The 16729-nt window shown below is 73.2% G+C and carries 21 protein-coding genes and 1 tRNA gene; 15 read left to right on the top strand and 7 right to left on the bottom strand.

Features of this window, described 5'->3' with window-relative positions:
* Positions 1 to 3: 3 nt before the first annotated feature.
* Positions 4 to 1320: a D-arabinono-1,4-lactone oxidase gene (locus ACSNOA_RS00465; RefSeq protein ID WP_436655060.1), complete on the bottom strand. Its 1317-nt coding sequence runs from the start codon at positions 1318 to 1320 to the stop codon at positions 4 to 6.
* A 225-nt stretch (positions 1321 to 1545) separates the two neighbouring features.
* Here ACSNOA_RS00465 and ACSNOA_RS00460 point away from each other — a divergent pair, with 225 nt between their 5' ends.
* Positions 1546 to 2121: a TetR family transcriptional regulator gene (locus ACSNOA_RS00460; protein WP_436656154.1), complete on the top strand. Its 576-nt coding sequence runs from the start codon at positions 1546 to 1548 to the stop codon at positions 2119 to 2121.
* Between the two features lie 211 nt (positions 2122 to 2332).
* Here ACSNOA_RS00460 and ACSNOA_RS00455 read toward each other — a convergent pair whose 3' ends face one another.
* Positions 2333 to 3541 carry an amino acid deaminase/aldolase gene (locus ACSNOA_RS00455; protein WP_436655058.1) on the bottom strand — a complete coding sequence of 403 codons (1209 nt, stop codon included), beginning with the start codon at positions 3539 to 3541 and terminating at the stop codon, positions 2333 to 2335.
* 410 nt (positions 3542 to 3951) lie between these two features.
* Here ACSNOA_RS00455 and tmk point away from each other — a divergent pair, with 410 nt between their 5' ends.
* From tmk to ACSNOA_RS00425, 6 genes are all read left to right on the top strand, one after another.
* Positions 3952 to 6015: a dTMP kinase gene (tmk, locus tag ACSNOA_RS00450; RefSeq protein ID WP_436656152.1), complete on the top strand. Its 2064-nt coding sequence runs from the start codon at positions 3952 to 3954 to the stop codon at positions 6013 to 6015.
* Positions 6015 to 7295: a DNA polymerase III subunit delta' gene (locus tag ACSNOA_RS00445; RefSeq protein WP_436655056.1), complete on the top strand. Its 1281-nt coding sequence runs from the start codon at positions 6015 to 6017 to the stop codon at positions 7293 to 7295. The genes tmk and ACSNOA_RS00445 overlap by 1 nt, the downstream gene beginning before the upstream one ends.
* A 151-nt stretch (positions 7296 to 7446) precedes the next feature.
* A complete protein-coding gene (locus ACSNOA_RS00440) occupies positions 7447 to 7776 on the top strand; it encodes a YbaB/EbfC family nucleoid-associated protein (RefSeq protein WP_436655054.1) in 330 nt (109 codons plus the stop codon).
* 1 nt (position 7777) lies between these two features.
* Positions 7778 to 8083 (top strand): hypothetical protein, encoded by a 306-nt coding sequence (locus tag ACSNOA_RS00435; protein ID WP_436655052.1) that lies wholly within the window; start codon positions 7778 to 7780, stop codon positions 8081 to 8083.
* The gene (locus ACSNOA_RS00430; RefSeq protein ID WP_436655050.1) at positions 8083 to 8766 is read left to right on the top strand and encodes a hypothetical protein; all 684 of its coding nucleotides are present in this window, start codon (positions 8083 to 8085) and stop codon (positions 8764 to 8766) included. The genes ACSNOA_RS00435 and ACSNOA_RS00430 overlap by 1 nt, the downstream gene beginning before the upstream one ends.
* 291 nt (positions 8767 to 9057) lie before the next feature.
* On the top strand, positions 9058 to 9897 hold the full coding sequence (locus ACSNOA_RS00425) for a PSP1 domain-containing protein (RefSeq protein WP_436655048.1): 840 nt from the start codon (positions 9058 to 9060) through the stop codon (positions 9895 to 9897).
* 136 nt (positions 9898 to 10033) lie between these two features.
* Here ACSNOA_RS00425 and ACSNOA_RS00420 read toward each other — a convergent pair whose 3' ends face one another.
* Positions 10034 to 11794, bottom strand: coding sequence for a metallophosphoesterase family protein (locus tag ACSNOA_RS00420; RefSeq protein WP_436655046.1), 1761 nt, complete (start codon positions 11792 to 11794; stop codon positions 10034 to 10036).
* Positions 11795 to 11937: 143 nt separating this feature from the next.
* On the opposite strand from ACSNOA_RS00420, the gene ACSNOA_RS00415 reads away from it, so the two are divergent.
* Positions 11938 to 12011, top strand: a tRNA-Thr gene (locus ACSNOA_RS00415).
* 136 nt (positions 12012 to 12147) lie between these two features.
* On the opposite strand, the gene ACSNOA_RS00410 is transcribed toward ACSNOA_RS00415, so the two are convergent.
* From ACSNOA_RS00410 to ACSNOA_RS00395, 4 genes are all read right to left on the bottom strand, one after another.
* Positions 12148 to 12510, bottom strand: a complete 363-nt coding sequence (locus ACSNOA_RS00410; protein WP_436654909.1) for a hypothetical protein — start codon at positions 12508 to 12510, stop codon at positions 12148 to 12150.
* A 17-nt stretch (positions 12511 to 12527) separates the two neighbouring features.
* Complete coding sequence (locus ACSNOA_RS00405) at positions 12528 to 12749, bottom strand: hypothetical protein (protein ID WP_436654911.1); 222 nt, start codon at positions 12747 to 12749, stop codon at positions 12528 to 12530.
* An 84-nt stretch (positions 12750 to 12833) separates the two neighbouring features.
* Positions 12834 to 14030, bottom strand: coding sequence for a tyrosine-type recombinase/integrase (locus tag ACSNOA_RS00400; protein WP_436654913.1), 1197 nt, complete (start codon positions 14028 to 14030; stop codon positions 12834 to 12836).
* Positions 14031 to 14032: 2 nt separating this feature from the next.
* Positions 14033 to 14449: a helix-turn-helix domain-containing protein gene (locus tag ACSNOA_RS00395; RefSeq protein ID WP_436654915.1), complete on the bottom strand. Its 417-nt coding sequence runs from the start codon at positions 14447 to 14449 to the stop codon at positions 14033 to 14035.
* A 217-nt stretch (positions 14450 to 14666) separates the two neighbouring features.
* Between ACSNOA_RS00395 and ACSNOA_RS00390 the strand changes: the two genes are divergently transcribed.
* The 7 genes from ACSNOA_RS00390 to ACSNOA_RS00360 form a co-directional block, all read left to right on the top strand.
* On the top strand, positions 14667 to 14903 hold the full coding sequence (locus ACSNOA_RS00390; protein WP_436654917.1) for a helix-turn-helix domain-containing protein: 237 nt from the start codon (positions 14667 to 14669) through the stop codon (positions 14901 to 14903).
* A complete protein-coding gene (locus ACSNOA_RS00385; protein ID WP_436654919.1) occupies positions 14900 to 15112 on the top strand; it encodes a hypothetical protein in 213 nt (70 codons plus the stop codon). The genes ACSNOA_RS00390 and ACSNOA_RS00385 overlap by 4 nt, the downstream gene beginning before the upstream one ends.
* Positions 15113 to 15207: 95 nt before the next feature.
* Positions 15208 to 15588: a hypothetical protein gene (locus tag ACSNOA_RS00380; protein WP_436654921.1), complete on the top strand. Its 381-nt coding sequence runs from the start codon at positions 15208 to 15210 to the stop codon at positions 15586 to 15588.
* The gene (locus ACSNOA_RS00375; RefSeq protein WP_436654923.1) at positions 15585 to 15788 is read left to right on the top strand and encodes a hypothetical protein; all 204 of its coding nucleotides are present in this window, start codon (positions 15585 to 15587) and stop codon (positions 15786 to 15788) included. The genes ACSNOA_RS00380 and ACSNOA_RS00375 overlap by 4 nt, the downstream gene beginning before the upstream one ends.
* Entirely contained in the window at positions 15785 to 16039 is a 255-nt protein-coding gene (locus tag ACSNOA_RS00370) for a hypothetical protein (protein WP_436654925.1), read from the top strand. The genes ACSNOA_RS00375 and ACSNOA_RS00370 overlap by 4 nt, the downstream gene beginning before the upstream one ends.
* Complete coding sequence (locus tag ACSNOA_RS00365) at positions 16039 to 16341, top strand: DUF4326 domain-containing protein (protein ID WP_436655044.1); 303 nt, start codon at positions 16039 to 16041, stop codon at positions 16339 to 16341. Before ACSNOA_RS00370 ends, ACSNOA_RS00365 begins: the two co-directional genes overlap by 1 nt.
* A partial coding sequence (locus ACSNOA_RS00360) for a hypothetical protein (protein WP_436655042.1) occupies positions 16341 to 16729 on the top strand: 389 nt, incomplete at its 3' end. The genes ACSNOA_RS00365 and ACSNOA_RS00360, both read left to right, overlap by 1 nt.

Here is a 16729-nt window from a genome sequence, read left to right as displayed (position 1 = left end):
GGATCAGGCGCCGAGGACACCGGTGAGGTGGGGGTTCGTGAAGACCCGGCCCGGGTCCAGGCGGTTCCGGACGGCCAGGAAATCGGCCCAGCGCGGGTAGGCCGGTGCCAGTGAGGCGGCGTCCCGCCAGTGCAGCTTCCCCCAGTGCGGGCGCCCGCCGAGGCCGGCGGCCACCCGCTCGAAGGCGGTGAAGTACGGCTCGTACGGCATGCCGACGTACTGGTGGACGGCCAGGTAGACCGAGTCGCGGCCGTAGCCGTGCGACAGCCAGATGTCGTCGGCCGCGGTGAACCGCACCTCCACCGGAAAGAGCACCTTGAACGGCAGGCCGTCGACGATCTTCCGGAGCGCGCCGAGCGCCTCGCCGAGCGCGGCGCGCGGCAGGCCGTACTCCATCTCGACGAAGCGGACGCGGCGTGGCGTGCAGAAGACCGTGTCGGAGCGGCCGGTGTAGCGGCGTTCGGTGAGCGCCCGCGCGGACACCGCGCTGATCGTGGGCGCGAGCGCCGGCACGGCCCGACCGAGCCGGCAGGCCCCCGCGAAGACGGTGTTGGCGAGGAACTCGTCGTCCAGCCACCCGCGCAGCCGCGACAGCGGCCGGTCGTCGGCGGGCACCCGGTCGTTGGTCTTGACCTGCACCCGCGCCGTGTACGGGAACCAGTAGAACTCGACGTGGTCGTGGGCCCCGATCAGGTCGGGCAGTTCGGCCAGCACGGCGTCGAGCGGGGCCGGGCGCTCGTGCGCGTGCAGCACGAACGCGTCCACGCACCGCAGCGTCACGTCGACCAGCACGCCGAGCGCCCCGAGCGAGACCCGGGCGGCGGCGAAGACGTCCGGGTGTTCCTCGGCCGAGCAGTGCAGCACCTCGCCGGTGCCGGTGACGAGGGTCAGCGCCGCCACGAAGGTGGCGAGGCAGCCGTACCCCGCTCCGGTGCCGTGGGTGCCGGTGGAGATCGCCCCGGCGACGGTCTGGGCGTCGATGTCGCCGAGGTTGGGCAGGGCGAGCCCGTGCCCGGCCAGCAGGTCGTTGAGGGCGTGCAGGGTCATCCCCGCGGGCACGGTGACCAGCCGTCGTTCGGCGTCCACCCGTACCCCGGTGTCGAGCCGCGCGAGGTCCATCCGCGAGTCGTCGGCGAGGGCGATCGCCGTGAAGGAGTGCCCGCTGCCGGCCACCCGGAGCCGGCCGCCGGCCGCCCGGGCGGTCCGGACGGCCTCGGCGACCTCCGGGGTCGATCGGGGGCGCAGGATGGTGGTTGCGGAGCCCTGCTGGTTGCCGGCCCAGTTGGACCACGGGACGGCGGGCGGTGCGGTGCCGGCCATACACGCTCCTCGACATGAATATGAAGTGACTTCATATCAGGGAACGTTGTGCGAGGTAAATACCGCAATTGAGTCCCGTTCGTTGTACCGGTAGTCACGAACAGTGACGTGCAGATATGTTCATCCGTTGAAGGGGGGTGGCGCTGAGTGTCCACACCAGCCGCCACGACCGGGCCGCTGCGCCGGGTGCCGGTGCAGGGTCGAAGTGTCGCGCGTGTCCAGCGGATGCTGGACGCCTGCGCCGAACTCGTTGACGAGGTGGGGTACGAGGGTCTGACCACGACCTTGCTCGCCGAACGTGCCGAGGTCGCCATCGGGTCGGTCTACCAGTTCTTTCCCGACAAGCGTGCGATCGTCCAGGCGTTGACGCTGCGCACGATGGAGTCCTATCTCCAGCGGCTCGACGAGCGGTTCGCGTCGGACGACCTGAGCCACTGGTGGGACGGCGTCGACGCGGCCATCGACGAGTACATCTCGATGCACCGCACCACCCCGGGCTTCCGTACCCTGCACTTCGGCGACGTGGTCGACCTGCACCTGCTCGACGAGCAGCGGGACAACAACGGGGTCATCGCGGACCAGCTCGCCCGGGTGCTCACCGAGCGTTTCGGGCTGACCGGCGTCCCCGAGCTCCGCTTCCACCTGGAGGTCGCCGTGGAGACCGCCGACGCCCTCATCAAGCTGGCGTTCCGCCGGCGGCAGGAGGGCGACGAGCGCGTGCTGGCCGAGGCGAAGGCGCTCATCCGGGAGTACCTGCACCGTCAGGTGAACGCCACGGCGGACACCGCGAAGGCCAGCTGAGCAGGGCCGCCGCCCTGGGTGCGGGGACGGCGGCGGCAGGACGCCCGGGGTGCGCCGGGCGACGGTGCGGTCGACGGAAGGGCCCGGTGCGGCCGGGCCCACGGTGCGGACGACGTGCGGGCCGGGGTGCGCCGGCCGGACGCGCGGGCCGCGGGTGCCGGCCGGGGACGCCGACCGGAGGTGCGCCGGTCGACGGGTACGCCGCCGCGGGTCAGAGGAAGGCGTGGCCCTCGCCGCGATAGGTGGGCACCGTGGCCACGACCACGTCCCCCTCGACCAGGTGCAGCTCGTTGACGTGCTCGCACAGCTCGCCGGCCTTGGCGTGCCGGAACCACACGCGGTCACCGACCCGGAGGGTGGCGGCCGCCGCGCCGGCGAGCGGGGTCTGCACCTCGCCCGCGCCCTCGGACCCGAGCAGCCTCAGCCCGGCCGGCAGGACCGGCCGGGGCAGCCGGCTGGCCCCGGCCTGACCGGAGGCGATCCAGCCGCCGCCGAGCACGGTGGCCAGCTCGGGGCCGGGCCGGCGGACCACCGCGCAGGCGAAGTAGGCCGCCGGGGTGGGGCGCCAGGCGCGGTACGCGTCGAAGAGCGTCGGACCGTACAGGCCCGATCCCGCGGTGACCTCGGTGACCGCGGGATCGGCGCTGGTGGCGGCCACGCTGCCGGTGCCGCCGCCGTTGACGAACTCCAGGTCGGCGTGGTCGCGGACGGCCGCGACCACCGCCGCCCGCCGGGCCAGCAGTTCACGGTACGAGCCCCGCTGGGCGATGCGGATCGCACCACCGAGCACCACCTTGCCGGGCGGCGCGTCGCCGAGACCGGCGATCTGCGCCTCGTACGCCATGATGCCCACCAGCCGGAACCCGGCGCGCCCGGCGATGGTGGAGGCGAGCGCGCCGGCCGCCGCGGCGCTGTGCACGGGTGAGCGGCGCACGCCGACGTGCACCCGCCCGCCGAGCGGCCGCCAGGAGGCGTCCAGGTCGAGGCAGACCCGAAGCTCGGGCCGCTGCCCGGGGGCGCGTACGGCGTCGACGAGGTCGAGCTGGTCGGTGCCGTCGACCATCAGCGTGACCGCCGCGGCGAGCGCCGGATCGGCGGCGAGCTCGGCCAGGGCGGCGCGGTCGGCCGTCGGGTACGCCACCAGCACGTCCTCGGTCACCCCGGCCCGGACCAGGAAGATCGCCTCGGGCAGCGTGAAGGCCATCACGCCGGCCCAGCCCGGCCGGCGCAACGCCCGGCTGATCAGCTCCCGGCTGCGTACGGACTTGCTGGCGAGCCGGAGCGGCTTGCCGTCGGCCCGACCGGCCAGCGCGATGGCGTTGGCGTCGAAGGCGGTCAGGTCGACCACGGCGTACGGGGGGTCGAGGTGGGCGGTCGCCCGGTCCAGGCGGTCGCGAAGTTTGTCGCGTTCGGTGGCCACGGTGTGCACGCTAACCGTCCGACGATCGATGCGAAATCCCCTCGCGTCTACCCGGGTGTTGCGGGTGGCCCCGGCGGCCTAGGCTCGGCGAGCAGGACAATGTCAGGGGTGGGACGGCTGCCCACCGGGTCTAGAGTGTTCCACCGGGAATGCCCAGCGATGGGCCGGCACGTGGAGGTACGGCCATCGAAAGCCAGAACAACGGCGAGTCGCCCGGCGTGTCGCCGTCCGGCGGCGAGTCCGGCCGCCCCGCGGACCGGACGGGCAACCCCGCGGCCCCGATCGGCAGCGCCGCGGGGCAGATCGGCAGCGCCGCGGGCAAGCCGGCCGGCACGCCCCAGACCGACCGCTCCGGCTACAGCGCCATCCGTTCCGTGCTGCGCATCCGGCCGTTCCGCCGGCTCTGGATCGTGCTCGGCGCCGCCTCGTTCGGTGACTGGCTCGGCCTGCTCGCCACGTCCGTCTTCGCGGCCGCCCAGGTGCAGGGCAGCACCGCGAAGGGCGCCGCGTTCGGTGGCGTGATCGCCGTACGGCTGCTGCCGGCGCTGGTGCTCGGCCCGATCGCCGGAGTCCTGGCCGACCGGTTCGACCGGCGCTGGACGATGGTCATCTGCGACCTGCTGCGCTTCGTGCTGTTCGCGTCGATCCCGCTGTACGCCCTCACCGGCGCCAGCGGCGGCCTCGTGGTCACCTGGGCGGCGGTCGCCACCTTCCTCATCGAGTCGATCACCCTGCTCTGGATCCCGGCCAAGGAGGCCGCGGTCCCCAACCTCATCCCGCGGGCCCGGCTGGAGACCGCCAACCAGCTCACCCTGATCACCACGTACGGCCTCACGCCGGTGTTCGCCGCGCTGGCCATCGCGGGGCTGGACCGCAGCGTCCGGGGAGTGACCGGCGGCGAGGTTCCTGCCTGGGCCGAGCCCGCCCAACTGGCGCTCTGGTTCAACTCCCTCTCCCGGCTGGCCACCGCCGTGGTGGTGGCGTTCGGGATCAAGGAGATCAGCCAGGCGCGTGGCACCGAGCACGAGAGCGCCGGGCAGAGCATGACCCGGCAGTTCGTCGAGGGCTGGCGGTTCATCTCCCACACGCCGCTGGTCCGCGGTCTGGTGCTCGGCATCTTCGGCGCCTTCGCGGGCGGCGGCATCGTGATCGGCACCGCCCGGTTCTTCGCCAACTCGCTCGGCGCCGGCGACGCCGCCTTCTTCCTGCTCTTCGCCGCCATCTTCATCGGCCTGGCGATCGGCATCGGCCTCGGCCCGATGATCGTCAAGGAGATGTCCCGGCGACGCTGGTTCGGCATGAGCATCGTGCTGGCCAGCGCCGCCGTGATGACCCTCGCCTTCGCCATCCACCTGTCGATGGCGATCGTCGGCGCGGTCCTCGTGGGCGCGGGCGCCGGAATGGCCTTCCTGGCCGGCACCACCCTGCTCGGCGGGGAGATCGCCGACGAGGTGCGGGGCCGAGTGTTCGCCGTGGTGCAGATCGGCACCCGGCTCGTGCTCATCCTCGCCATCGCGCTGAGCAGCCTGCTCGCCGGCGTCGGCGGCTCCCGCAAGCTGGAGATCGCCGACCTCGGCGTGTCCATCTCGTCGACCCGCCTGCTGCTCCTCGCCGCCGGCGCGGCCGGCATCTTCGCGGGGATCAGCGCGTTCGGGCAGATGGACGACAAGAAGGGCGTGCCGGTCCTGGCCGACCTCTGGGGCTCGATCCGGGGTCGCCCGCTGATGCCGGCCGAGCCGTTCGTGTCCAACGGCCTCTTCGTGGTCTTCGAGGGCGGCGAGGGCGCCGGCAAGTCCACCCAGCTCGCGCTCCTCGCCGAGCGGCTGCGCGGCCAGGGGCGGGACGTGGTGGTGACCCGGGAGCCGGGCGCCACCGCCGTGGGCGAGCGGATCCGGTCGCTGGTGCTGGGCACCGACGAGGGCGAGGCGCCGTCACCCCGGGCCGAGGCGCTGCTCTACGCCGCCGACCGTGCCCACCACGTGGCGACCGTGGTGCGGCCGGCGCTGGCCCGTGGCGGGGTGGTGATCAGCGACCGGTACGTCGACTCCTCCCTGGCCTACCAGGGCGCCGGGCGTACGCTCCCGGTCGACGAGGTCTCCTGGCTCTCCTCCTGGGCCACCGGAGGGCTCAAGCCGGACCTCGTGGTGCTGCTCGACGTCGACCCGCGCACCGGCCTGTCCCGCGTCGCGTCCCGCAACCAGGCGGCCGACCGACTGGAGGCCGAGTCGATCGCGTTCCACGAGCGGGTCCGGTACGCCTTCCTCGACCTCGCCGCCGCCGACCCGAAGCGCTACCTCGTGCTCGACGCCGCCCGGCCGGCCGAGGAGATCACCCGGCTGGTGGCCCGCCGCATCGACGAGATGCTGGGCAACCCGGCCGGCATCGTGCACCCGCGGCCGGCGCAGGGCCCGGACACCTCGGTGCAGCCGGAGTTATCCGAAGCGGAGCTGGTGACGATGGAGCAGCGGACCTGATGCCCGACGTCTTCGCCGACCTCGTCGGCCAGGACGAGGCGGTCGCCACGCTGCGCCGGGCCGCCGCCGCCGCGTCCGCCGTGCTGCGGCACACGGCCGGGGAGCGGGCCCTCGCCCTCACCCCGGCCGGCCCGGGTGCCGCGGCCGGCGACGGTGAGCCCGGAGACGCGGACGGCACCCCGGGTGGCGACCCGGGGGCCGGCATGACCCACGCGTGGATCTTCACAGGCCCGCCCGGGTCCGGGCGTTCGGTGGCGGCGCGCGCCTTCGCGGCTGCCCTCCAGTGCGCGTACGGGACGGGCTGCGGCGAGTGCCCGGGCTGCCACACGACCATGGCGGGCACCCACGCCGACGTCCGGCTCGTCGTGCCGGAGGGGCTCTCCATCGGCGTCGGCGAGATGCGGGCGCTCGTCCTGCGCGCCGCCAGCACCCCGTCCGGCGGGCGGTGGCAGGTGGTGATCATCGAGGACGCCGACCGCCTCACCGAAGCCGCCGGCAACGCGCTGCTCAAGGCGATCGAGGAGCCTCCACCGCGTACGGTCTTCCTGCTCTGCGCCCCGTCCACCCACCCGGACGACGTCTCGGTGACGATCCGCTCGCGCTGCCGGGTCGTACCGCTGCGGCAGCCGCCGGCCGCCGCGGTGGCCGAGGTGCTGGTCCGCCGGGACGGCATCGCCCCCGACGTGGCGCAGTGGGCCGCCGCGGCCGCGCAGGGGCACGTCGGCCGGGCCCGGCGGCTGGCCCGCGACCCGGAGGCCCGCAAGCGGCGGGAGGCCGTGCTCGCCGTGCCGCGCCGGCTCACCGGTGTGGGCGCGGCGTTCGACGCGGCGTCCGCGCTCATCGAGGCGGCCGAGGCGGAGGCCGAGGCGTCGGTGGCGGAGGCCGACGCCGCCGAGCGGGCGGCACTGGAGACGGCGCTCGGGGCGGGCGGCACGGGCCGGGGCGCCGCGGGCGCCATCCGGGGGGCCGCCGGGCAGCTCAAGGATCTCGAGAAGCGGCAGAAGTCGCGGGCCACCCGGGCGCAGCGAGACGCCCTGGACCGGGCGCTCGTCGACCTCGCGGGCTTCTACCGGGACGCCCTCGTCATGGCGCTGCGCGCCCCCGTCGAGCCCGTGCACACCGACACCGCGGCGCTGGCGAACGCCGGAGCGCAGAAGTGGGACGCCGAGGGGGCGCTGCGCCGCCTGGAGGCGGTGCTCGCCTGCCGGGCGGCCATCGAGGCGAACGTGAAGCCGCGCATCGCGGTCGAGTCGATGATGCTCACCCTCTGGCGGGGCTGACGCCGCTTCGCTGTTCGGAGACGGTCCGGCGCCGCCGGACGCGCTCGTCCACAGGGCATCGACAGCCGCGATTCCCATGGGGTACGGTCCGGGTTGCGGTGGTGACGGTGACGCCACGCTCAGTGAGGATCAGCCCGGGGAGGGGTCGCCGATGCCACGCGGCGAGATCGACGAGGCCTGGATCGAGGAGGCGGTGCGGCGCTACCGCCGAATCGAGTCCCTCCAGGCCGAGTTCGACCAGGCGGTGTCGACGGTCGAGGTCACGGTGCGTTCGCCCGACGGGCTGGTCGAGGTGGTGGTGACCGCGGGCGGCCGCATCACGGACGTGCGGTTCCTCGGCCCGCTGCACGCCCGCAATCCCCGCGACGTGGCCGGCTCGGTGCAGGCGGCGGTCACCGCCGCGGCCGACGCCGCCGTGTGGGCCCGGGAGAAGCTGCACAACGAGACCTTCGCGGCCTACCGGCCGCTCGCGGGAGCCTGACATGGATGCCCTGCGCGCCCTCGCGCGCCGCCTCGACGAGGCGAGCGCCACCCTCACCACGCTCTCCCACACCGTCACCGCGAGCGACCCGCCACAGGCCGCGTTCGGCGCCGACGCGCCGGGGCGGCCCGGCGAGATCGGGCGGGCGCTGCACCGGCAGTGGACGGCCGCCACCGACAACCGGTCCCGGGAGGCCCGCGCGGCCGCCGTCCGCCTGAGCGCCGGCGCCACGGCCGTCCGCGAGGCCGCCGACGGCTACGTCGACGCGGACCGCTCGGCGCGCCGGCGGCTCGTCGGGGAGGCGTGATGGACGCGCTGGACCGGCTCGCGGAGCCCGGCCTCGACCTGCTGCGCCGGGTCGACACGCTGCTCGCCGCCGGCGCCCCGGAGGGCCACCGGGTCTGGCCGCTGCTGCGCCGGATGCAGGTGCTCCCCGGCGAGGCGGTGCGCACGTTCCTCGACCTGCGCCCCGAGCCGCTGGCCGGCGCCGGGCACGACGTGCGCCGGCTGGTGCGCGGCTACGACGACGCGTCCGCCGCGCTGGCCGACCCGATGCTGTGGGCCGGGCCGGCCGCCGAGGCGTACGGGCAGACCCGCGCCGCGCTGCTGCACCACCTCGACGAAGGGCCGGAGAGCCTGGTCGGGCGGCTGGAGTCGACCGCCGGCTACGCCGACGCGCTCGCCGACTGGGTCGAGGGCAGCCGCCTCGCGCTGGCCCGGGCGCTCGCCGACGTGCTCCGCTCGGCCGAGGCCGTGGCTGTCGTCGCGGCCACGGCCATCCCGACCGGGGCGGCGTCCCGCCCGACGTCCGGCGGGCCGCGCGTGGAGGCCGCCGAGATCGCGGCGCGGGTGCTCGCGACGCTCTCCGTCGCGTACGACGGTGCGGAGACGCTGGTGCGGCAGTGGGCGCCGAGCCTGGTTGAGTCGACGTGGCGACCGGCGGCGGCCGGGCCCGCCCGCTACGACACCAACACCCGCGTCGGCTGGTGACACGACCCCGGACAGTCCACGGCGTCGCGCTCGGGTGCCCGGTCGAGCCGGGCACCGGCGGCGACGCCGTGGCCTTCCCCCTGCACCCCCCGCAGGTCTGGTCTCCACTCAACGCGCCCGGCGCCCGTTTGTCGCCCGTGCGAGCCCGGATTCAGCCGTCCGGGCGAGGATCAACGGCACGACGGGTTGGCCGCAGGGTCGGTCGAGTCGACCGTTGTGGATGGCTGCACGGCGTAGTCGTCCGGCGACGCCCGACGGGCCGGGGGTCGCCGGTCCGCGTAGGGTGGGGGGATGGGCATGCTCTGCGCGGTCAGCTTCAACCGGTACGGGCGCCTCTACTACCTCGACCCCGGTGAGCTTCGGCCGCAGGTCGGCGACAAGGTGCTCGTTCCCACCGACGACGGGCCCGAGGTGGCGGAGTGCGTCTGGGCCGCGCAGTGGGTCACCGAGGACACCGAGGGCTTCCCCCGGCTGGCCGGCATGGCGGCCGAGGACGATCTGCGCCGCGACGAGGCCCTGCGCCGGCGCAAGGCCGAGGCGAAGGTCGCCGCGAAGCGGCTCATCCGGGCGCACGGCCTGCCCATGAAGGTGGTGGGCGTCGACCACGTGCTCGGCTCCGGCGAGGGCGGCGGCGAGCGTACGACCGTCTACTTCACCGCGCCGCACCGCGTGGACTTCCGCTCGCTGGTCCGCGACCTCGGCGCCACCCTCCACTGCCGGGTCGAGCTGCGCCAGCTCTCGGCCCGCGACTCCGCCCGGGTGCAGGGCGGCATCGGCTCGTGCGGCCGCGACCTCTGCTGCGCCACGTTCCTCACCGACTTCGAGCCGGTGACCATCCGGATGGCCAAGGACCAGGACCTGCCCCTCAACCCGCTGCGCATCTCCGGGGCGTGCGGTCGGCTCATGTGCTGCCTCAAGTACGAGCACCCGCTCTACCAGCGCTTCCAGGAGTCGGCGCCTGCGGTCGGGGCGCGAGTGACCACGCCGGAGGGCGACGGCCGGGTGGTCGGGCACAGCGTCCCACGGGACTCGGTGACGGTCCGGCTGGACGCCGACGGCAGCCGCTGCTCCTGCTCCCGCGCCTCCGTCTGCGCCCCCCGCCAGGCCCACGAAAAGCACTACAACGCCTGACCTCCCGCGCCCCCGGGCTGCGCTTCCGCGCGCGTGCGCGCCCGCACATGCCCCGCGCCGTCGATCATGAAGTTATTGCCTCACACCGCGGCGTGTCGCGGCAACAACTTCATGATCAACGGGGTGGTGGGCGGGGTCAGGTCAGGCGGATCGGGGGTTCGGTCAGGTGGGGCGTCAGGGGGGTCTTCGGGGTCAGCCAGCTCGCCGTGGGCGTCTGGTCCGGGTTGATCTGCCAGTCACGGGCCACCCGGTCCAGGTTGATCGGGTAGATGGTGAGGCTGCCATCCGGGTCGATCCGCATCCGCAGGAACGACTTCGAGTCCTCGATCCCCTGGCCCGCGAAGAGCTCGTTGAGGTTCACCCCGAAGGCGCCCGCCACCAGCAGGTACGCCGCCACCAACTGGCTCGCCACCAGCCCGCTCACCGGGCCGTAGAGCACCGCGGCGGCGACCGCCGGCAGCGGCCACGGCCAGTCGTAGAACGGTAGCTGCAACCAGACCCAGGTGCCGGCCGCGCCCAGCGCGAGGTGCGCGAGACCGTGCGCCACGCCGAGGATCCAGTGCCGGGCGTGCCGCTTGCCGCCGGCGCTCGGCGGCTTGGCGAAGAACGCGGCGCCGAGCAGCGTGACCACCAGCATGAGCACCAGCGGAACGCTGAACAGCCGCTGCTCGGTGCCGCCGGCCCGGTTCGCTCCCACGCCCGCCATCGACAGCATCAGCAGGGTGTGCAGGGTCCCGAGCAGCGTGGTGAAGCCCGGGTTCCGCAGCGGCAGCCGGGGAAAGATGCCCCAGCCGTAGCGCCGGCTGCGGGCCGCGTCCGGGAAGCGCGCCACCAGGTCGTACGCGCGGGAGCGGCTGGCCCGCCGCGCGAGCGTGTCCTTCGGGGGCACCTCGATCCGCTGCGGGAGCTTGTGCGTCGGATAGAGGTAGGCGCCGCCACCACCGCAGGTGATGAGCTGCCGGTCGGGGCCGGCGTAGCGGGCGTAGTGGTGCAGGTCGCCGGAGATCAGCAGCCGCACCTGCGCCCCCGTGGGCGCGACGATCGTACGGATGAAGTAGTCGATCGAGTCGTACGCCGTGGGGTGGTCGACGGCCTTGACCCACGTGGGCGCCGGCACGGCCAGGATCACCCGGCTCTGCGGGCCCAGCTTGCGAGCCACCGCGTCGAAATAGGTGAGCTGGGGATCGTCCAGGTACGACCCGGACTGGTCGTCGAGGCCGAGCAGCCACCAGTCCGCCGGCAGCTCCACGGCGAAGTACGAGCGGGACTGTCCGGTGCCCCAGCCGCCGAAGTGCCGGTCCCGGGTGCGGACGAAGAGCCGCAGGAACGCCGTGAGACCGTCGTACCAGTCGTGGTTGCCGGGGACCGCGAACAGGGTGGGCCGCTCGGGCGGGGTGACCGGAAGCGCGGCCTGGTAGGGCCCCTTGCACCGGTCCTCGTACGCCGCGTAGCCCGCCGACGGGTAGACCTGGTCGCCGCCCATCACGAGGGTCTGCGCGCGCGGCAGGCGGTGCCCGTCCACCTCCAGCTCCGGCTGCGCGAGCAGGTACGCGATCGAGTAGGTGGCGTTGAAGCCGTCACCCAGGTCCGCCACGTAGTCCAGCCAGAGCCCACCGTCCGCGCCGACCTGCCGCTCGATGCGGGAGTCGAGGGAGTTCTGCAGCTCCCGCTTGTCGAGGTACGCCCCGAAGAGCATCGCGAGCAGCGTACGGATGCCGGTGCTGATGAGCAGGAACGGCGCGAGCCACGGGACCGGCTTGCGCGGGGTGAAGCCCAGCTCCAGCGGATCCGTGGTCCGTGGCCGGCGGGCCGCCCGCTCACCGGCCGGCTCGCTGGTGGTCCGACCGTCGCTCGGCTGGCTGGCCGACTCCTCGGGGCGGGGGTGATCATCGGTCACCGCCGCAGCGTAGTACCGCTCCCGTGCGACCGCTGTCCGGCGAACGACGTATTGGTGTCCGTTGTCCGGCTTGCCGCCGCAGCGCGGGGGGGGGGTATCGGGTTCGGCGGGCGGTGGGGCGTGCCGTACACTTGACGATCGTTGCCGCCTTAGCTCAGTCGGCTAGAGCGACGCACTCGTAATGCGTAGGTCGACGGTTCGATTCCGTCAGGCGGCTCGGTAACGGAAAGGGCCCCTGGCCTCGGGAAACATCCCGGGAGCCAGGGGCCCTTTCTCGTGCCCTCTGAGATCAACAGTGTACGGAGAGGTGTACTAGCCCTCGCGGGGCTCGGCTAGCCGGTAACCCTGTGGAGTCAGCCCTTCCCGGCCCACTTGCGGACCGTCATCCGGTCCACGCCGGCGGTGCGGGCCACCTCGGCCTCGGCGCGACCCTCCTCAAGGGCGCGCAGTACCCCTGCGCGCAGGATCGCGGTCTTCTCGTCGAACACCCGCTTGGCCTCGGCGCGTTCCCGACCCAGCTTGGCGAGGTCAACCGACCCGACCGGTGGGTGAACCCTGACCTGGTAGTAGCCCCAGTTCTCCTCGAAGTCCTTGCGGATCTGTTCCGCGCGCTCGGCGGTGTCGGCGTACTCGGCGCGGATCTCGCCCTGCCGAACGCTTCCGGAGACTGCCCAGCGGGGGCCGCGCTCGCTGATCTGCTGGTGTGCGGTGCTCATGGTGGGTTCCTCTCGGCTCAGGCGGTCTCGGTCAGCTCGAACAGATCGCCCGGCGCGTAGGGGCTCGGCTGCCGGCGGCTGGTGGTCACCATCTTGATCCGGCCGGTGTGGGGCAGGATCTCGACGGCGGTGACGGTGCGGGCACGGCCACGCTGGCCGTCGGGCCACACGGCGGCGACGGTCATTCCGGGCTCGATCTGGTCGGCGCGGATGATGGTGCTGGTGGTGGGCTCGGCCATTTTGGGTTCCTCCTCGGCTCGCCTGTAGACCACTCTACATCACGGCAGTAGAGGTGTCTACAGCGCGGGGGAATTGGGGGCGGTCTACCCCTCGCCGAGCAGCAGCCGGCCCATACGGTCCGTAGCTTCCTTCGTCAGCTCGTTGACGACCTTCGCGTACCCCTGCGTCGTGCGGATGTCCGTGTGCCCCAGCACCGCTTGGACCACTTCCAGCTTCACTTCCTGCGCCACCATCAGCGTCGCCGCCGTGTGCCGCGCGTCATGCAACCGCACCCGCGGCACACCGGCCTCCTTCAGCAGATCCCGCCATGCCTGGTAGTCCTGCCGCGGGTCGAGTGGCCGTCCGTCGTTCTGCGCGAACACGAAGTCGCCGTCGTGCCACCACTCCGCCGCGGCGGACCGCTCCTCGTCCTGCCGCACCTTGTGGACCCGCAGCTTCGCCACCAGCGGCGCCGGGATCGGCAACGTCCGCTCCGACTTGCCCTTCGGGTCGACGAGCTGGAGCCCGCCCTCCGACCGTTGCGGGCAGTCCGCTCCCCGCTTGCGCCCGCAGGTGCCGCCGCAGCCGTGCTCGTAGATCCGCCGACGCAACTGCTTCGGGATCTCCATGTAGCCGGCCTCAAGGTCGACGTGCGACCACCGCAGCCCGAGCGCCTCACCCTGCCGCAGCCCGAGCGCCAAAGCCACAGACCAGCGCGCAGAGTTCCGCTGTCCGGCCGCCGCGGCGAGCACCTTCGCGGCCTGCTCGGCGGTGAGGAACGCCATCTTCGGCGACCTCCCCGACGGCGCGTCGATCAGCTTCGCCACGTTCCGGGCCACCATGCCGCGCCGCAGAGCCACCTCGAGGGCGCGGGTCATGATGCGGTGCACCTTCAACGCGTGCGACGACGCCTTGCCCTGTCGCTCCATCGCCAGGTACATCGCGTCGAGCTGCTCCGGCTTCAGCTTGTCCAACCTGGTCTTCCCTAGGTGCGGGTAGATCCAGTTGCGGCACTTCGACCGGTAGTCGTACAGCGTCGCCGGGTTGCAGCGCCGCGGCGCGACGTCGGCGAGGTACACCTCCATCCACGCCTGGACGGTCGGCGCCCGGCCGGCCTTGGTGACCGCACCGGTGCGCCGCTGCGCGAGCAGCTCGTCGACCCGGGCGACCGCCTCGTCCTTCGTCTTGCGGCGGACGTGACGCTGATCGGCGCGGCCGTTCGGTTTGCTGCCGACGGTGACGTAGGCGTGCCACCAACCGTCGTCGCCGAGCTTGATGGTGGGGTAGGGCAGACGCGGCACAGTCAGTCCTGGCCCGACGCCCGACGGCTCCCGTTCGATCCGGTTAGGTGCCGCAGCGTGGCGAGGATGAACTCCTTCTTCGACTGAGACACGTTCGGGTCCATCAGCTCACGCTGCACGGCCCGCAGCTCCGGGTGGAACGTCTCCACCGGCTCGGCGCTGGGCTTGCCGTCGGCGCCCCATCCGAGGGCCCGGTACGCGGCCCGCTTGGGGATGTCGAGCCCTTCACAGAAGGCGTCGACTTGGCTGGGCCGCGGGTCTTTCGACCAGTCGCCGTCGCGCCAGCGGTAGAAGGTGGTGGAGCCGACGCCTGTCCGGCGTTCGATCTCCTTGATGCTCATGCGCCGGTCTTTGGCGTCCTCGAGCGCTTTGGCCACGAACCGGCCGAACGCAGCACGACGCGCCTCGACGGAAGCCATGAGGGAAAGATAGGCCCCGAGTTCGGGACTGGCCGCCCGAGATCGGGCAGATTCCCGAACTCGGCGACGGTGCGTAGGACGAGACTGCTCGTCGATGACAATGGCTGAACTGGCGGGCATGGGTCACACGATACGACAGTCTCTCGTGTCCGAACGTTGCCCAAAAAGATGACCCATCCCCCTGTTCGGGGATCGCAGTCAGTTGTAGTCTGTCCCCATGTTCGGGAACGATAACCCTCAGATCCCCGAGAGCGGGGACGCCGCGGTGCCGTCCCGCCTGCTCTACCCCATCCCCGAGGTTGCCGTCCTGCTCGGCGGAATCACGGAGCGGCAGGTGGCCCGGTACATCGCCAGCGGCGAGCTGCAAAGCCGCAAGCTCGGCCGCCGCCGGCTCGTCCACCGCGACGACATCGCCAAGTTCATCGACCAGCACGCCGCGGTCGACGCGGCATGAACACCACGACCCGCCGCCTCGTGGCGACCGCCACCGCCGCCGCCGCGCCCACCTTGCTGTTCGCACTGCTGCTCACCGCCGCGGTCGTGCCGGCCGCGCGGACCGAGCCCACGCAGATGCTGCTGCGGCCCGCGACGGAGCAGGAACGGCGCGACCACGACCGGCAGCGCCTCGCCGACGCCCTCGCCGAGCTGCGCCAGCACCGCTGAACCACCCGGCGCCCGACCGGGCCCCGGACAACAACAGCGGCGCCCCCGATCCGCCAAGACCCAGGGACGCCGCCAACCGAAGGGACACAGTACCCGTGAACACCACCGCCAGCACCGCCACCGACCGCCAGCTCCTCGCCGCCGTGTCCGCCTGGGCCCACGAGAACGGCTGGACCGAGGCCGGATGGCGCGGCTACAAGAACGCCCGCTACGAAGACGGCGCCACCATCGCCGTTCGCCCCAACGAGGCCGGCTTCGAGGTGTGGCGCAAGACCAGCGACACCCCCCACTTCCGCGGCATGTCGGCTGACTACCCGGCCACGACCGTCCGCGAGGCGGTCAACCTGCTCGTTGCCCTCGAGATCCTCCCGGCCGAGTTCTCCGCCGCCTACGAGGCGGGGGTGCGCGACCTCACCGACATGGTGAAGGCGTTCGTGCCGGATCTCGACCTGAGCGAGATCGGGGCGGACCGGTGAGCCCCGCCGCCGCCGAGGCCGTCGTCCTCGACCACCTCGCCGCCGACCTGCCGTTCCTGTCCGACGAGCAGCTCACCAAGCTCGCCGCCGAGCACGCCGTCGAGACCGGCCACTACGCCGCAGAGGCCCGCCGGCTCATCGACCGGGAGTTCGAGTACCGGCAGGCCGTCCGCCGCGCGCACCTGGCAGGTGCGCTGTGACCGCCGCGATCGAGCTGGAGACGTTCCTCGACCACCTGAACCGGCCCGGCGCGACCCCCGCACCCACCGCCGGCGGGGTTGAGACCGGCCCCGGCACCAGCGACCAGCGCCCCGGCCCCCGCGTCGTCGAGAAGGCGTGCGGCTGCGGCGTCCTCGCCGGCGAGCAGTGCGACTGCGCAGCGTTCACCGCCGAGTGGGAGGCCGCCCTCAACCAGCCCATCTGGTTCGGCCAGCAGGGGAGGGCCGCGTGATGCCGAAGCGGATCCAGCGCCAGCGCACCAAGGGCTGGCGGATGCCCGAGAACACCGTCTACGTCGGCCGACCCAGCCGGTGGGGAAACGCCTACCGGTTGCGGAACGCGCCGCTCGACCACCCCAACCCGCATCAGTGGCTCGTCGATGCCCACCGCTCGTGGCTGAACTGGTGCGGCCCGATCAAGGCCGCCGAGATCCGCACGTACCTGCGCGGCAAGAACCTCGCCTGCTGGTGCCCGCTCGACCAGCCCTGCCACGCCGACGTGCTGCTGGAAATCGCGAATGGGGCAGGTGCGTGATGGAACTCCTCATCGCCCTCGCCCTCACCGCCTGGTCGGCGCTCTGCTTCTACGGCGGCAAATGGCACCTCCGCTGGCGGGCCTACCGCCACCAGATGCGCGCCACCCAGACGGCCGTCACCTGCCCGCAGCTCAAGGCCAAGGCCATCGCCTGGCACCGCCGGCAGCTCTGGGCCGGCCTGCACCTGCCCCGCTTCCGCTTCCGCTTCCGGGAGGACCGCATGATCCCCGCCTGCTGCATCTGCGACCCCGCCATCTGCGCCTCCGACGACACCGGCGAGCACTGCAACGACCGCTCCTGCGGGCTCGGCGCTTCTACGGCTGCCCCGCCCCCGACGGCGAGTGCTGCCCCCCAGTTCGCAACGACGACCTCGACGAGCTGGCCGCC

This window comes from Micromonospora sp. URMC 103, from assembly GCF_051386435.1.
Classification (GTDB): Bacteria; Actinomycetota; Actinomycetes; order Mycobacteriales; family Micromonosporaceae; genus Micromonospora.
The sequence above is the reverse complement of the archived record's forward strand: the minus strand, read 5'-3'. Positions and strand labels throughout refer to the sequence as shown.

What these genes read in the sequence shown, in the direction of transcription:
- ACSNOA_RS00465 (WP_436655060.1), bottom strand. Translation starts at nt 1,320, where the DNA reads ATGGCCGGCACCGCACCGCCCGCCGTCCCGTGGTCCAACTGGGCCGGC.
- ACSNOA_RS00460 (WP_436656154.1), top strand. Translation starts at nt 1,546, where the DNA reads ATGCTGGACGCCTGCGCCGAACTCGTTGACGAGGTGGGGTACGAGGGT.
- ACSNOA_RS00445 (WP_436655056.1), top strand. Translation starts at nt 6,015, where the DNA reads ATGCCCGACGTCTTCGCCGACCTCGTCGGCCAGGACGAGGCGGTCGCC.
- ACSNOA_RS00440 (WP_436655054.1), top strand. Translation starts at nt 7,447, where the DNA reads ATGCCACGCGGCGAGATCGACGAGGCCTGGATCGAGGAGGCGGTGCGG.
- ACSNOA_RS00435 (WP_436655052.1), top strand. Translation starts at nt 7,778, where the DNA reads ATGGATGCCCTGCGCGCCCTCGCGCGCCGCCTCGACGAGGCGAGCGCC.
- ACSNOA_RS00430 (WP_436655050.1), top strand. Translation starts at nt 8,083, where the DNA reads ATGGACGCGCTGGACCGGCTCGCGGAGCCCGGCCTCGACCTGCTGCGC.
- ACSNOA_RS00425 (WP_436655048.1), top strand. Translation starts at nt 9,058, where the DNA reads ATGGGCATGCTCTGCGCGGTCAGCTTCAACCGGTACGGGCGCCTCTAC.
- ACSNOA_RS00410 (WP_436654909.1), bottom strand. Translation starts at nt 12,510, where the DNA reads ATGAGCACCGCACACCAGCAGATCAGCGAGCGCGGCCCCCGCTGGGCA.
- ACSNOA_RS00405 (WP_436654911.1), bottom strand. Translation starts at nt 12,749, where the DNA reads ATGGCCGAGCCCACCACCAGCACCATCATCCGCGCCGACCAGATCGAG.
- ACSNOA_RS00395 (WP_436654915.1), bottom strand. Translation starts at nt 14,449, where the DNA reads ATGGCTTCCGTCGAGGCGCGTCGTGCTGCGTTCGGCCGGTTCGTGGCC.
- ACSNOA_RS00390 (WP_436654917.1), top strand. Translation starts at nt 14,667, where the DNA reads ATGTTCGGGAACGATAACCCTCAGATCCCCGAGAGCGGGGACGCCGCG.
- ACSNOA_RS00385 (WP_436654919.1), top strand. Translation starts at nt 14,900, where the DNA reads ATGAACACCACGACCCGCCGCCTCGTGGCGACCGCCACCGCCGCCGCC.
- ACSNOA_RS00365 (WP_436655044.1), top strand. Translation starts at nt 16,039, where the DNA reads ATGCCGAAGCGGATCCAGCGCCAGCGCACCAAGGGCTGGCGGATGCCC.